The organism is Rhizobium cerradonense (genome assembly GCF_030182455.1).
Lineage (GTDB): Bacteria > Pseudomonadota > Alphaproteobacteria > Rhizobiales > Rhizobiaceae > Rhizobium.
Window position 1 is genome coordinate 12,329 of record NZ_JAQJCK010000015.1, and the last position, 13,324, is coordinate 25,652.

Here is a 13,324-nt window from a genome sequence, read left to right on the forward strand (position 1 = left end):
GAGATGAGCATGAACTGGATTGAAATCGGCGACATTTCGGATATCCCGCTGCGCGGCGCGCGTTGTGTGAAGACGCCGCAAGGCAAGATCGCAGTCTTCCGTACGGCCGAAAACGAAGTCTTCGCCATCGAGGATCATTGCCCGCACAAGGGCGGACCGCTTTCGCAAGGGATCGTGCACGGTGCAGCCGTCACCTGCCCTCTGCACAATTGGGTCATTTCGCTTGAAACCGGCAAGGCGCTCGGGGCGGATGAAGGTTCGGTCCGCACCATCCCGGTGCGCAATGAGGACGGAGTGCTATCGATCAGGCTCGATAGTCTCATGATGGCGGCGGAATAAATGGTCCTTCGCCCGGCAATATCTTCGGCTCTTGGAGGACGCCTCAATGCCCGCTGAGACCAAAACGACCTGCCCCTATTGCGGCGTCGGCTGCGGCGTCATTGCGAGCATCGACGACGACGGCAAGGTTTCCGTCAAAGGCGATCCGGATCATCCCTCCAATTACGGGCGCCTCTGTTCCAAGGGGTCGGCGCTCGCGGAGACGATCGATCTCGACGACCGTCTTCTCTATCCGGAAGTCGGCGGTCAACGCGCGGACTGGGACGACGCTCTTGATCTGGTGGCAAAGCGCTTTTCCGAAACAGTTGCCGCGCATGGTCCGGATTCGGTTGCCTTCTATGTCTCCGGTCAGCTTCTGACCGAAGATTACTACGTCGCCAACAAGCTGATGAAGGGCTTTATCGGCTCGGCCAACATCGATACCAATTCGCGCCTCTGCATGTCGTCCTCGGTCGCGGGCCACCGCCGTGCCTTCGGTTCCGATACGGTGCCCGGCACCTTTGAGGACATCGAATTGGCCGATCTGGTGATCCTGACCGGCTCCAATCTCGCCTGGTGCCATCCGGTCCTCTACCAGCGCCTTGCCGCCGCCAAGGCGGAGCGCCCGGGGATGAAGGTCGTCGTCATCGATCCGCGCCGAACGATGACCTCCGATATTGCCGACCTGCATCTGGCAATCCGTCCGGACGGCGATGTGGCGCTATTCACCGGTTTGCTTGCGCGCCTCGCCCAGAGCTCCGCCATCGACCAGAATTTCATCGCGCTCCACACGGAGGGCTTCTCGGACGCTTTCGCGGAAGCCTCGGCGCTGAGCTTCGGCGACCTGCTTGACAAGACCGGCCTGCCGGCGATGCAATTGCGCGAGTTCTTCCGCTTGTTCGAGACGACGGAAAAGGTGGTGACCTGCTATAGCCAGGGCGTCAACCAATCGTCCTCCGGCACCGACAAAGTCAACGCCATCATCAACTGCCATCTCGCCACAGGGCGCATCGGCCGTCCGGGCATGGGACCGTTCTCCCTGACCGGCCAACCGAATGCCATGGGCGGACGCGAAGTTGGCGGGCTCGCCAATATGCTTGCCGCCCACATGGCGATCGAAAATGCAGGCGATCGCGATCGCGTGCAGCGCTTCTGGAAATCCCCCGTTATCGCCGAACGGCCGGGACTGAAGGCCGTCGACATGTTTCGCGCCGTTGCCGACGGACGTGTCAAAGCCCTGTGGATCATGGCGACAAATCCGGTGGTTTCGATGCCGGATGCCGATGCCGTGGAAGCGGCCATCAAGGCCTGTCCCTTCGTCGTCGTTTCCGACGTCTTGCGGCAGACGGATACGGCGCGACATGCGGACGTGCTGCTGCCCTCCTTCGGCTGGGGCGAGAAGGACGGCACCGTCACCAATTCCGAACGCCGGATTTCCCGGCAGCGCGGCTTTCTCCCCTCCCCTGGCGAGGCTAAGCCGGACTGGTGGCAGATGGCCGAAGTCGGTCGTCGGATGGGATTTTCCGAGGCCTTCTCCTTCGCCTCGAGAGCCAGCATTTTTGCCGAACATGCCGCCCTCTCCGGCTTTGAAAATAACGGCAGTCGGGATTTCGATATTGGTGCCTGCGAGGAGATAACGGCCGAGGACTATGACGCGCTCTCGCCGTTCCAATGGCCGCAGCCTGCGGGGTCAGCACCGCAGACGACGCGCTTCTTCGCCAATGGCGGTTTTTTCCATGCCGATGGCAAGGCCCGTTTCGTGGCCGTAAAGATGCCGGTTTCGGACCGCACGAGCGCAGAATTCCCGTTCACACTCAATACCGGCCGCATCCGCGACCAATGGCATACGATGACCCGTACCGGCAAAAGCGCCCGGCTGTCGGCGCATATTGCGGAGCCCTTTGCCGAAATCCATCCCCGCGATGCGATCGAAATCGGCGTCAGCGACGCAAGCCTTATCGAGATCGAAAGCCCACAAGGCAAGGTAACCGTCCGGGCATTGGTGACGGAACGACAGGCGCGCGGCAGCCTGTTCGTGCCGATGCATTGGAACGACAGTTTCGCCGCAAGGGCGCGTATCGATACCGTCGTCGCGCCCCTCACCGATCCCTTTTCCGGCCAGCCGGCTTCGAAAAATGTCGCTGTTGCGGCACGTCCGTTCAAAGCATCCCGCTATGGCTTTGCCGTTTCCGTGGCAAAGCCGCAGCATCTGGAGGCCGCCTATTGGGCACTCGCCAAGGCCGATGGCGGATGGCGGATGGAGCTGGCTTTCGACGACGCTGCGGAAGACTGGGCGGACTGGTGCCGCGCCACGTTCGACATTCCTGCAGACGTCGAACCGCTCGGTTATGCCGATCAAACCCCTGGCGATCTGCGTCTGGCCTTCTTCGACGGAGACAGGCTGATTGTGGCGCTGTTTCTGGCCCGCCAGCCAGTGGCCGTCGCCCGCAACTGGGCGATTGCGCAACTGTCCTCATCGCACGGCAATATGCGCAAACGCTTTGCGCTCGTCGCCGGCCGGCCGGGCGCCAACACCCCGGATCCCGGCGCAACCGTCTGCTCGTGTTTCGGCGTCGGCGTCAACCAGATCGTCGGTGCGGTTCGCAATGGCTGCCACAGCGTCGAGGCGGTCGGCAAAGCGCTGAACGCCGGAACCAACTGCGGTTCCTGCCGAGCCGAAATCCGCGGGATCATCGATGGATGCCTTGCGACGGCGGCCGAATAACCGACCCCGAGAATAGCCATGGAACAAAGCGCCATGCTTCCCGTTCGTTTTGGAATCGGGAGATCGATGCATGGCGCCGCGTTCGTTCTGGAAAGGTTATCTCAAACTTTCGCTCGTGACCTGCCCGGTCGCGATGGCGCCGGCCGTCTCCGCGAATGAGAAGATCCGATTCCACACCCTCAATCGCGAGACCCGGAACCGCGTCGTCAGCCAATATGTCGATTCCGTCACCGGCAAGCCCGTGAAGGAGGATGACGAGGTCAAAGGCTATGAGCGTGGCGAGGGCGACTATGTGCTGATCGAAGACGACGAACTGGATTCCGTCGCGCTCGAGAGCACCCGCACGATCGATATCGATGTCTTCGCTCCGCGCGATTCCATCGAATGGATCTGGCTCGACCAGCCGCATTATCTGACCCCGGACGATCCCGTCGGCGAGGAAGCCTTCTGTGTCATCCGCGATGCCATGGCAGCGACCGGGACCGTCGGCATTTCCCGCCTTGTCATGTATCGCCGCGAGCGGGCCGTCATGCTCGAGCCTCGGGACAAAGGCATCGTATTATGGACATTGCGCTACGGCGACGAGGTTCGCGACGAAGCCGCCTATTTCGAAACGATCAAGGCGGACAAGACCGATCCGTCCTTGATGTCGCTTGTCCTGCAATTGATCGACGAGCAGACGAAGCCTTGGACGCCATCGATGGCGAGCGACCCGGTGCAGGACAAGCTGCATGAACTGATTGCCGCGAAAAAGAAGGGCCGCAAACGGCCGCCCAAAACCAAGCCGGAAGCCGAAGCGCAACCGAGCAACGTCATCAACATCCTGGATGCATTGAAAAAGAGCGTGGCCGCTGCCTCGAAAGCCAAGCGCTAACGCAATTCCAGGCAAAGCGCATAGCAGTTTTCTGTCCGGAATTTCGAGTAGACCAGCAATGGCATCCACCTTGTCCGGCAACGCTGCAATCTCCCTGCATAGTAGCTCAAAACGAAGTATAGTAATTTATGAGGGCTTGACCTTCAGGAGAAAGCCAGTCGGACGCCCCTTCAATGAAGCCCGCGATCCGGCCTTTCGGGGTTAGAAGATAGGTGATCGGCATGCCGTATAGCGGCAGCGGCGCTTCAGCGGGTGCTCGCGGTTGTGTGAGCGACGCGCTCGGATCTATCAGGACACGAAGATGCTTGATCCCCAGGTCTTGAACAAATTCAGCGACCCGAGCACCGTCTGAGAGATCGACGCAAACGGCAACGACGGTGGCTTGGCTACCCATTTGCCGTGAAAATTTGTCAAGTGCCGGCAGATCGGTACGGCAGGCGACGCACCAAGTAGCCCAGAGATTAATGAGCGTTACCCGCCCCGGCTCCGGTCGAAAATCGAGCTGGTTTCCACCAAGATCCGCGAGTTTTGCCGGCTGCAGGTTTTTTGCAGGCTCCAGCAGCGTGAATTGATGCCGCACGTTTTCAAAGACGGGAGGATCATCGGTCGCCTTCGCAGGATCCGAGCGCGACAGGAAGGAAAGCGCGGCGCCACCGACCATTCCGTGCAGCAATGTCCGCCGGCTGTATATGGTACGCGATCGACCGCTAGGCATGAATATAAGCCCAACCATGCTCTTCAAGATCGATCAGCCGCCCGACACCGTAGGGCACGACCGTGACCCCTTCGATCAGCGGCAGCGGATGGCCTTCCTTCTGCTCGGCAATCGCCTTCGAAGAACCGCATATGCTGAGCGTGATGCCTGGAACTATCGTGCGCAGGGCCGCTATGGCATCCTTCAGTGGCGACGTGTCGTCTCGAAACATCTCGATTCCGGTAGCGTTGGCAACGATCTCGATCGAAATGCCTTCGTGCTTGGATTTATAATATTGGGCTGCGTTGATGGAACCGCTGATGGCATGTTTCATGGCCGTGACGTCATTGCTGTCCACTTGAAACACGACCTTATGTTCCTGGGGCTTTGATTGCATTGCGAAGGCTGGCGCGATCGTCGAAGCCCACCCCAGCATCGCAGCGATTGCCAAAGCAAAAAGCGCCAGCGCCAATGTAGATGGCGAGGACTTGATAGGATTACGCTTGTTCATATGTTCACTCGAACCCGACGGTCAGCGGGTTTGAATGAGCTGGCTGCGCTGCATAAAAGCGAGACCGCCTGCGACAGCGCCCAAAATGATCGTGTGTATGACATCGCCGTGCAGCGCCAAGAGTTGCGTGAAGAATGCCCCAACGCAAACGCCCGTAAGCAGAATAGCGCCAAGGGCCGACCGGCGTGGCCAGATGGTCAGGCCTGCTCCGGCCAATTCAACAACTGCGGTGAAATAACGAAACCATTGGCCGAGACCGATAGTGTCAAACTCCTGAACCATTTGAGGCACGCCGGCGATTTTTGCGAGCGCTGCGGCAGCAAAGAGGGCCGCGAGAATGACGCGCATGCCGATCAAGGCAGCCGTCTTCGGCGACCATTTTCTTGGCAACGCATATTCAGACATGACGAATTCCTTCCAAGGAGATATTGCAAACAAAAGATCATGGTTTACGAATTCGCGTCAGACCGGCATTTCGGAACACATGGTTGCTGATATGGAAACCTTCTCTGGCTCGATCGATGACGTGCGCGCCTTTTGCGCCGTTGTTGACTTTGCAACACTATCGGCGGCGGCTCGGCAATTGAACGAGACCAAAGGCAGCATCAGTCGACGGATTTCGCGGCTTGAGAAGGCGGTTGGCGTCCGGTTGCTTTCACGCTCTCCCCGCTCCGTCTCTTGTACCGCGGAAGGACTGGAATTCTATGATAAGGCCATGCCTGCCTTGGCGCTGCTCGATGACGCCGGAGCGAGTGTCCGGAGGTCCCGGTCGATCGCGCGTGGGACGATCCGAATAACCGCGCCTATTGATATTGCGATCGAGGTATTGCCGGAGATTATCACGTCGTTTCGGCAGGATTATCCGCAGATCGCCATTGAGGTTATCGCAACGGACGCAACACTGGATCCTGTCGCACATCGCATTGATCTCGCGCTCAGAGTGGGCTTGGCGCAAATGCCCGATATGCAGTTTCAAGCATTTCCCATCGCGGAAATGAGAGTCAGCATGTTCGCGGCGCCATCCTATCTGCAAGGGAGCGGTCCGATCGAGGTTCCTGCGGATCTCGAGCGACATGCGCTTGTTCTGCCGCGGGAGCGACCGGGCGTGACCCACCTCTCGCTCTCCAACGGCGCACGAGAAGAGAGGGTCTCTCTGCGCGCCGACGTGCGAGCAAGCGACTTCGCTTGCGTATTAAAACTCGCGGAGGCCGGGGCTGGAATCGCGCCTCTTCCCGAAATTGTCGTCGTCAATTCGGTATCGACCGGGAGGCTCGTTCGCGTCCTGCCCGATTGGAGTTGGTCGGGTCTCACGCTCCACGCAATCAGCGCACCCGGACGGCAGATGACCGCTCGCGCAAAAGCATTTCGCGATTACATCAAAGCCCGGCTCTAGCGCGCTCTGCTCTTTCTGGATTTTGCTTTTTCCAAAGGCGCTGCGGCTGCCCGAAAATCTTCCCAAGGGTCGGAGCGAAGCGCCGCGAGCCGGTTGGGCGTATTATTGACCGTGAAATAGACCGGCCCGATCGCGGGACTGAGTTCATCCCAGGCGAGTGGCATCGAGACCGCGGCACCCGGCCGCGCTCGCGTCGAATAGGGCGCCACCGCCGTCGAACCGCGCTGATTGCGCAGATAGTCGACCAAAATTTTGCCCTGACGCTTCGATTTGGTGATGGTGGAAACGTAGCGCTCGGGGCTGTCGGCGGCCATCTGATCGGCAATGGATTTCGTGAAGGCTTTAACGGCCGGCCAGTCCGCCGTTGGTTTCAATGGCGACACGACATGCAGACCCTTGCCGCCTGATGTCTTGATGAAGGCGGAAAGACCAGCCTCTTTCATGCGGTTGCGCGTTTCTTCCGCCGCTTCGATCACCTTCTCCCAAGGCACGCCGGGGCCGGGATCGAGATCCATGATGATCATGTCGGGATGTTCCCAATCGGCGATTGTAATGCCCCAGGGGTGGAGTTCCAGCGATCCCGCCTGCACGAGACCAAGCAAGCCATCGAGATCATGGATGCTGACCAAAGGGGCCTCATCCTTTTCCTTCGGATCATGGATAAGAACGATGTTCTTGTTCAGGCCTTTCCACGCATGCTTCTGGAAAAAGCTTTGGCCATTGATGCCATCGGGACAACGCAGCAAAGCCAATGGCCGCTGCACGACGAATGGCGCCATGTATTTCCAGACATCGGTGTAATAATCGGCGAGGCCTTCCTTCGTAACGCCCTCGTCCGGCCAATAGATACGATCGGGGTGCGTGAGAACGACCGTCCGCTTCGGCAGCTCGGGTTCCGTAGCCGAACTGGCGGAGGTTTCTCGGACAATTTCAGTCGCCTGCTTGTCTTCGCGCAGACCGCGGAATGCGGCGTGCCGGAGCTGGCCATCCGCTGTCCAGGTGCGGAATTCAATTTCAGCGACCAGTTCCGGACGAACGAAACGGACGCCGCGCGCTTCGTCGGCACTAAGGCGTTTGTCGAACGGGCTTTCATCCGCCCGCATGGCTTCGAGTTGAGAATAGAGATCTTCGGCAACCTTGTTGGTAAACCCCGTGCCGACGCGACCGACATGTTGCAGCCTGCCCTTGTCGAAAATGCCGAGCACGAGGGAGCCGATCGCCTTGCGCGCCGTCGATGACGGGACATAACCTGCAATCACGAACTCCTGCCGGAAGGAACATTTCGATTTCAGCCAACCTTTGCCGCGGCCTGAGCGATAGGGTTCATCGGCGCGCTTCGACACGATGCCTTCCAGGCTTAGGCGGCAGGCATGCTCCAGCATGAGGTCGCCATCGGCGTCGAAATCGCTGCTGAAGCGGAGTTTGCCATTCCCTGAAGGTACGATCCTCTCCAGCATTTTTTTTCGTTCCGTCAGCGGGGCGGCGCGCAGATCATATCCGTCGAGATAAAGGAGATCGAAGACATAAAGGACGAAACGATCGTTCCTGCCGTCGCTCAGATCGGCCTGCAGGGCTGAAAAATCCGATGCGCCGGAACCGGTCTCGACCACCAATTCGCCATCCATAAGCAGCGTCTTGACGGGAAGACGGGCGAGTTCGGTAAGAAGCGGTTTCCCGAACTTTTCCGACCAGTCGAGACCGCTGCGCGTCAGCAACTTGACGCGCCCGTCCTCGATGCGGACCTGCAGGCGATAGCCATCGAACTTGATCTCGTGCAGCCATTGCTTCCCGCTCGGTGGCGTCTTCGTCAGCGTCGCCAAGGTCGGCGGCACGAAATCAGGCAAAGCCGATTTCCCAGCCTTTTTCACGGATGAAGGATCTGCCGAAGTTTTCACCGCGGCCCGTTGAGGTTGCTTGGCCGTGCTCGACCGTTGCTCGATCCTGCCCGTCTTCGAAGACCATCCGGGTTTTTCGCCTTCGAGCTCCTCGATCAGTCGACCGGTCTTCACGGATTCCGGCCGCTCTTCGAGAATGTCATCCGCGCCCTCAGGGCGGGCCGCCTCATCGTCGCCTTTGATGAGCAGCCAATTGTCTTTCTTCTCACGGGCGCGCCTTGCCATGCGGACCAAATGCCAGCGCCCGTGGAGCTTCTCGCCATGCAGTTCGAGTTCGATGTGGCCCTTGTTGAAGCCCTTGTGCGGATCGCCGTCCGGCTCCCAGGTACCGCGATCCCAGACGATCACCGAGCCGCCGCCATATTCGCCCTTGGGAATAGTGCCCTCGAAATCACCATAGTCGAGCGGGTGATCTTCTACCTGGACTGCCAGGCGTTTTTCGCTCGGAACCAGGCTCGGACCCTTTGCGACCGCCCAGCTCTTCAAAACACCGTCAAGCTCCAGGCGAAAATCATAGTGCAGCCGGCGCGCTGCATGTTTCTGGATGACGAAGCTGTTCTGCGCGGCTGTCTTGCGCGTGCGTCCCCTCGGCTCGGATGTTTTCGAGAAATCCCGCTTTTCGCGATAGGTCTCAAGCGCCATGGATCAACCTGCCTTTCGCTGCCGGGAAGCATTGGAAGCGGCTCGTTTCGGTGTTTGCTTCTTTTCGCCCTTGAAGCCGGCGCTTTGGCGAAGCGCCTCCATGAGATCGACAACCTTTTCCGGCTTGCGCTCTTTGCGGACAGTAATTTTGCGACCTTCGAGCTTCGCCTTGATCAGCTCGGTGAGTGCCGCCTCATAGCGATCATCAAATGTCTGAGCGTCGAACGTGCCGCTTTTCGTGGTGATGATATGCTTTGCGAGATCAAGCATTTCACCCTTGATCTTGATGTCTGGTACATCCTCGAAAGCCTTGTCCGCGGAGCGGACCTCGTAGTCGAAGTTCAGCGTCGTCGCGAGCAGCCCCTTGTCGTAGGGACGGATCAGCAAAGTCCGCAGGCGCCGGAAAAGCACCGTTCGCGCGATGGCTGCGACCTTCTTCTTCTGCATGCCGTCCCGGATCAACGCAAAGGCTTCTTCGCTGCCGCGATCGCTCGGGGCGAGATAGTAGGGCTTGTCGAAATAGACGTCGTCGATGTCGGAGAATTCAACAAATGCCTGGAGATGAAGGGTCTTGTCGCTTCCGGGGACAACGGCGGCGATTTCGTCCGGCTCAAAGATCACATAGTCGTCCTTACCGACTTCGTAGCCTTTGACCTGATCCTCGCGCCCCACGGGTTTCCCGCTGCTGCTGTCCACGAATTCGCGCCGGACACGATTGCCCGTCGCACGATTGATGGTGTGAAAAGAAACCCGCTCTGATGTCGATGACGCGGTATAAAGCGCCACGGGACAAGTCACCAAACCGAATTGCAAATAACCCTTCCATTGGGCACGCGGCGACATCCGACAAATCTCCGGTGAAACCAATAGACTTGAACGATATCTCGCGGTTTTTGTTCCGGCACGTCAGTCAGTTTTGTTCGCTGGTTCCTTCCTTCAGATGGGAGCTCAATCAACAAGCCGGCTTCCATTTGCGCGAGACTTTATCGTCGGCTTGACTATTGCCCTCCATTATGAGAACATAAAGTGAACGAATGGAGGTATCCATGACGAAAACAGAGCAAGTCATAGAACGCGCCATGACGTTTGTCGCAGTCTCGAAAGCGCTGCGGGAACGTGAACAGGAACGGCGCGCCGCCTGGAAGCGCCGCGTCGATATCAGCCGGCCGCTGCCACCCTTGCCGCGCGGCGTGCAGCTTTCCTTCAAGTTGGATCGATAATGCGGCGAATGAGACCTGGCTTTTCGCAGATGACGAACATCCGCGGCGTAAGTTGTCTTTCGATCGAACAAGCGGCGATATGACGAAGCAGAATTGGGATCGCGCGGGGAACCGCGGCGGGGCGATGGCGTTTTCTTACAGGAGGACAATGCCATGGCAAAATATGATCCGACGTCACCCGTCCCAACTCCGGACGCGGGGCTTCCCAATCCCATCCAGCCACCTTCGGTAGAGCCGCCCAAGATAGATAGTGCGGGAAATGGTGTTGGCGGCGAGGACGATGATGAAGCCGCCTATGCGCGCGGCGTTGAAGCCGGCAAAAGGGAGACTGAGGCGGAGAAAAATCCCTATCCAGAGGAAAGCAGTCGCGCCAAAGCATATGAGCACGGCTATCTGGACGGGCAGAAGATAAGGAGCGACGACAAGCCGCCGCATTGAAATCACACCTATAACCATTTTCACGGACGCGGCAGACTACATTGGCCTGTCGCGAGCCTGCGCACCTAAATGATAGCTGGGAAACACCTTGATATCAGGGCGATTTGATCGAGTTCGTGCTCGGTATTTTCAATGCCTGTAGAACCGTCGCCTCTCAGCCATCGATTACCTATTCGTCAGGCCTGTCGGCAAAATGAGAGACGGCAAACTCGGCGACTTTTTTATTCGATTTGCGCGCATCCTCTATCCAGAACGGGAAGATTTGCCACTGATGGATCATGCCCGGCCAAACCTCCGTAGTAACGTCGACCCCGGCCCCGCGCGCCTTGTCTTCCAGCCGGCGCGTGTCATCGAGCAGCGTTTCGCGCGAACCAACCTGCAGGAGTAAGGGCGGAAAGCCGGTCATATCGGCATAGAGCGGGGACCGCTCGGGAGAGACCGGAGATTTGTCGCCGATGTAGGCGTTGCGGATGATCTCCAGCTCGCCCTTGCCCATGAATGGATCATTCTGAGCATTTGTGGTCATGGAGTCACCCGTTGCAGCGAAATCGGTCACCGGGCTCATCGCGACTACGGCCGCCGGCAAGGATGCCTTGATCCGAAGCTGGTTGAGAGTGGCCTCGATGGCCAGTGTTCCGCCCACCGACTCCCCGGCAATCACCACGTTCTCGGCCTTATATCCTGAGGCAAGAAGCCAACGATAGGCCGCCAGAGTGTCATCGATCTGGGCCGGGTACTTATTCTCTGGCAGCAGGCGATAATCGACCAAGAGCACATCGGCTGACGCAGCCTTTGCAAGAGAGCCCGCTATATTCCGGTGCGTTCTGAGCGAGCCGCTGTAGAACCCTCCTCCGTGGAGATAGAGAATCGCGCGCCGACCAATTGGATGGTGCAGTCGTGCGGGCCATATCAGATCGGCGTCGACCCCGTTGGCATCGACATGACGGATCTGGACGCGCGTCGGATCCGGCGTCGACGCCATAAGCCTTTCGAAAGCGGCCCGCCGCTGGCGAAGGTCCTGCGGGGCATAGGTTTGCCCCAAGATCCCGATGAGTTTCTGGATCTGATTGTCCGAGGCTTTCGTCTGTGAAGCGGCGTCAAGCGCATAAGCCGTTGACGTCGGCAGCTCCGGCGAAAAGGCCATGGCGACTGCGGCGATCGACGTCGTCACAAAAAGGCGCATGAAGCGAAAAAACCAAAATCCGTTCATACGATTAGCCTTTCTGCCGCGAACGCTAGACGCAGTATCATATTCCCACGGTCGCAGAATTGATGCCTGAGTCAAGCGTGGTACACACGGCAGGAGAGCCGGCCTGACGCTCCTGGCTTGGCGGAATTCTGAAACTCGAAGCTCAGCTATAGTGGACCCCTTCATACAGCACGTAACCTACAGGATGGTGCGTGAAGTGGAGGACCGGCAATACCGGATTGCTGTTGTCTTCGGTGGGGTAGGCTGACGCAATGGAAATGTACTCGCCCTGCAGCTCTTTCCCCTGCCTTCAAGTCGGGAATCTCGTGATCGAGCCCTTCATTGTCGCCGAAACGCACGGCGACGAATACTGTCTGTCCGGTAATATCATCGTCGCCGCCGTCAAATTTCAGGACGGTTTCGATCTTCACCGTGAAATGCTGGTGGTTTGCGCCGTGGTGGTTCTCTGGAGCCTCGAACACATGCGCTATAACACCCTGAACCCGAGCCAGAGGCGCGCCAAGCGAATGTGAAAACCGATGGTGGGGAAGTATCTTATTTGCCCGATTACTCATCGCAACCTCGATAAATGCAGTGGTAAATCGCCACTTCATTATCTGCAATCGATTGCACTTCGGTGACATCGCCAGCGGTTCCGACTGTCTCATCGACAGGAAGCAACCGCCGGCGTGGAGGCCGAGATGTTCTCGGTTGGTTTCCGCGATGTCCGCCTAAACCGGTTCGCTCTGAGACGCCATCAATCGGGTGATGATCGCCTCTCGTGCAGCCCGCGTGCCGGCAAGGCGTCGCTTCGTCTTCGCGAACACATCGGCTGTCGCCTCTTCCGGCGTGCCCGAATGGAACGGCGGGGCAGGCGCGTATTCCAGCGAGAGCTGAACCATTTCCGCTTCTTCCTGACCAATAAGGGCCGCAACGACCGCCAGCCCGAAATCGATGCCGGCCGTCACGCCGCCGGCCGTGATGAGATTGCCGTCCCGGACGATGCGGCCGGCGGTTGGAATAGCGCCGAAGTTCGCCAGAAAATCCTGGGCATTCCAGTGCGTCGTCGCCTTCCTGCCCTTGAGTAGACCGGCGGCGCCTAGCACCAGGGAGCCGGTGCAGACTGAGGTGATGAAACGTGCCTGCTCCGCCTGTGCGCGGATAAAGGACAACACGGCCTCATCCTCAAGCAGTGCATTGATGCCGCCACCGCCAGGCACGCAGAGGACGTCGAGTTGAGGGCAGTCATCGAAGGTTGTCGTCGGCTGAAGCACCAGTTTCGTAGCAGAGATGATCGGCGAAGTGTCCTTCCAGATCAGATGGACCTCCGCGCCCTCCGTCGAGGCAAAGATCTCGTAGGGCCCTGTCAGGTCAAGTTGCTGAATGCCGGGGAAAACGAGCAGTCCGAAGCGAATGGTCATATTT

The 13,324-nt window shown here is 58.8% G+C and carries 14 protein-coding genes; 7 read left to right on the forward strand and 7 right to left on the reverse strand.

Translation table 11 applies throughout. The features are described from left to right. Nucleotides 1-3: 3 nt before the first annotated feature. The 3 genes from nirD to ku (PH547_RS25810) all read left to right on the forward strand — a co-directional run bounded on the left by nirD (nt 4) and on the right by ku (PH547_RS25810) (nt 3,917). Nucleotides 4-339: a nitrite reductase small subunit NirD gene (gene nirD / locus PH547_RS25800; RefSeq protein WP_260304190.1), complete on the forward strand. Its 336-nt coding sequence runs from the start codon at nt 4-6 to the stop codon at nt 337-339. Between the two features lie 46 nt (nt 340-385). Next, complete coding sequence (locus PH547_RS25805) at nt 386-3,043, forward strand: nitrate reductase (RefSeq protein WP_285169766.1); 2,658 nt, start codon at nt 386-388, stop codon at nt 3,041-3,043. Nucleotides 3,044-3,113: 70 nt separating this feature from the next. After that, nucleotides 3,114-3,917: a non-homologous end joining protein Ku gene (gene ku, locus PH547_RS25810; protein WP_260304192.1), complete on the forward strand. Its 804-nt coding sequence runs from the start codon at nt 3,114-3,116 to the stop codon at nt 3,915-3,917. Nucleotides 3,918-4,023: 106 nt separating this feature from the next. On the opposite strand, the gene PH547_RS25815 is transcribed toward ku (PH547_RS25810), so the two are convergent. From PH547_RS25815 to PH547_RS25825, 3 genes are read right to left on the reverse strand one after another with little or no spacing between them, the layout of a single operon-like run. After that, nucleotides 4,024-4,578 (reverse strand): TlpA disulfide reductase family protein, encoded by a 555-nt coding sequence (locus PH547_RS25815; RefSeq protein WP_285169767.1) that lies wholly within the window; start codon nt 4,576-4,578, stop codon nt 4,024-4,026. A gap of 46 nt (nt 4,579-4,624) precedes the next feature. Then, nucleotides 4,625-5,122, reverse strand: a complete 498-nt coding sequence (locus tag PH547_RS25820) for a DsrE family protein (RefSeq protein WP_285169768.1) — start codon at nt 5,120-5,122, stop codon at nt 4,625-4,627. Between the two features lie 21 nt (nt 5,123-5,143). Further along, a complete protein-coding gene (locus PH547_RS25825) occupies nt 5,144-5,470 on the reverse strand; it encodes a DoxX family protein (protein ID WP_285169844.1) in 327 nt (108 codons plus the stop codon). Here PH547_RS25825 and PH547_RS25830 point away from each other — a divergent pair. Continuing rightward, nucleotides 5,469-6,515 (forward strand): LysR family transcriptional regulator, encoded by a 1,047-nt coding sequence (locus PH547_RS25830; RefSeq protein WP_285169769.1) that lies wholly within the window; start codon nt 5,469-5,471, stop codon nt 6,513-6,515. The genes PH547_RS25825 and PH547_RS25830 overlap by 2 nt on opposite strands. Here PH547_RS25830 and ligD read toward each other — a convergent pair. After that, nucleotides 6,512-9,052, reverse strand: coding sequence for a DNA ligase D (gene ligD, locus PH547_RS25835; protein WP_285169770.1), 2,541 nt, complete (start codon nt 9,050-9,052; stop codon nt 6,512-6,514). The two genes, PH547_RS25830 and ligD, sit on opposite strands and share 4 nt — an antisense overlap. Before the next feature lie 3 nt (nt 9,053-9,055). Next, complete coding sequence (ku, locus tag PH547_RS25840) at nt 9,056-9,895, reverse strand: non-homologous end joining protein Ku (RefSeq protein WP_283051754.1); 840 nt, start codon at nt 9,893-9,895, stop codon at nt 9,056-9,058. 203 nt (nt 9,896-10,098) lie between these two features. Here ku (PH547_RS25840) and PH547_RS25845 point away from each other — a divergent pair, with 203 nt between their 5' ends. Continuing rightward, nucleotides 10,099-10,272: a hypothetical protein gene (locus tag PH547_RS25845; protein WP_199773627.1), complete on the forward strand. Its 174-nt coding sequence runs from the start codon at nt 10,099-10,101 to the stop codon at nt 10,270-10,272. Nucleotides 10,273-10,425: 153 nt separating this feature from the next. Further along, nucleotides 10,426-10,710: an Sf3a2-prov protein gene (locus tag PH547_RS25850; protein ID WP_260304200.1), complete on the forward strand. Its 285-nt coding sequence runs from the start codon at nt 10,426-10,428 to the stop codon at nt 10,708-10,710. Between the two features lie 169 nt (nt 10,711-10,879). Here the strand turns inward: PH547_RS25850 and PH547_RS25855 are convergent, their stop codons facing one another. Beyond that, a complete protein-coding gene (locus PH547_RS25855; RefSeq protein ID WP_285169845.1) occupies nt 10,880-11,854 on the reverse strand; it encodes an alpha/beta hydrolase in 975 nt (324 codons plus the stop codon). Nucleotides 11,855-12,225: 371 nt separating this feature from the next. Between PH547_RS25855 and PH547_RS25860 the strand changes: the two genes are divergently transcribed. Continuing rightward, nucleotides 12,226-12,432, forward strand: a complete 207-nt coding sequence (locus PH547_RS25860; RefSeq protein ID WP_285169772.1) for a hypothetical protein — start codon at nt 12,226-12,228, stop codon at nt 12,430-12,432. A gap of 198 nt (nt 12,433-12,630) precedes the next feature. On the opposite strand, the gene PH547_RS25865 is transcribed toward PH547_RS25860, so the two are convergent. Next, nucleotides 12,631-13,320 (reverse strand): DJ-1/PfpI family protein, encoded by a 690-nt coding sequence (locus tag PH547_RS25865; protein WP_285169773.1) that lies wholly within the window; start codon nt 13,318-13,320, stop codon nt 12,631-12,633. Between the last annotated feature and the right edge of the window lie 4 nt (nt 13,321-13,324).

Coding starts and splice junctions, on each gene's coding strand:
- PH547_RS25865 (WP_285169773.1), bottom strand. CDS start 13,320: ATGACCATTCGCTTCGGACTGCTCGTTTTCCCCGGCATTCAGCAACTT.
- PH547_RS25830 (WP_285169769.1), top strand. CDS start 5,469: ATGCCGATCAAGGCAGCCGTCTTCGGCGACCATTTTCTTGGCAACGCA.
- PH547_RS25815 (WP_285169767.1), bottom strand. CDS start 4,578: ATGGTCGGTGGCGCCGCGCTTTCCTTCCTGTCGCGCTCGGATCCTGCG.
- PH547_RS25805 (WP_285169766.1), top strand. CDS start 386: ATGCCCGCTGAGACCAAAACGACCTGCCCCTATTGCGGCGTCGGCTGC.
- PH547_RS25845 (WP_199773627.1), top strand. CDS start 10,099: ATGACGAAAACAGAGCAAGTCATAGAACGCGCCATGACGTTTGTCGCA.
- ku (WP_260304192.1), top strand. CDS start 3,114: ATGGCGCCGCGTTCGTTCTGGAAAGGTTATCTCAAACTTTCGCTCGTG.
- ku (WP_283051754.1), bottom strand. CDS start 9,895: ATGTCGCCGCGTGCCCAATGGAAGGGTTATTTGCAATTCGGTTTGGTG.
- ligD (WP_285169770.1), bottom strand. CDS start 9,052: ATGGCGCTTGAGACCTATCGCGAAAAGCGGGATTTCTCGAAAACATCC.
- PH547_RS25820 (WP_285169768.1), bottom strand. CDS start 5,122: ATGAACAAGCGTAATCCTATCAAGTCCTCGCCATCTACATTGGCGCTG.
- nirD (WP_260304190.1), top strand. CDS start 4: ATGAGCATGAACTGGATTGAAATCGGCGACATTTCGGATATCCCGCTG.
- PH547_RS25850 (WP_260304200.1), top strand. CDS start 10,426: ATGGCAAAATATGATCCGACGTCACCCGTCCCAACTCCGGACGCGGGG.
- PH547_RS25825 (WP_285169844.1), bottom strand. CDS start 5,470: ATGCGCGTCATTCTCGCGGCCCTCTTTGCTGCCGCAGCGCTCGCAAAA.
- PH547_RS25855 (WP_285169845.1), bottom strand. CDS start 11,854: ATGGCCTTTTCGCCGGAGCTGCCGACGTCAACGGCTTATGCGCTTGAC.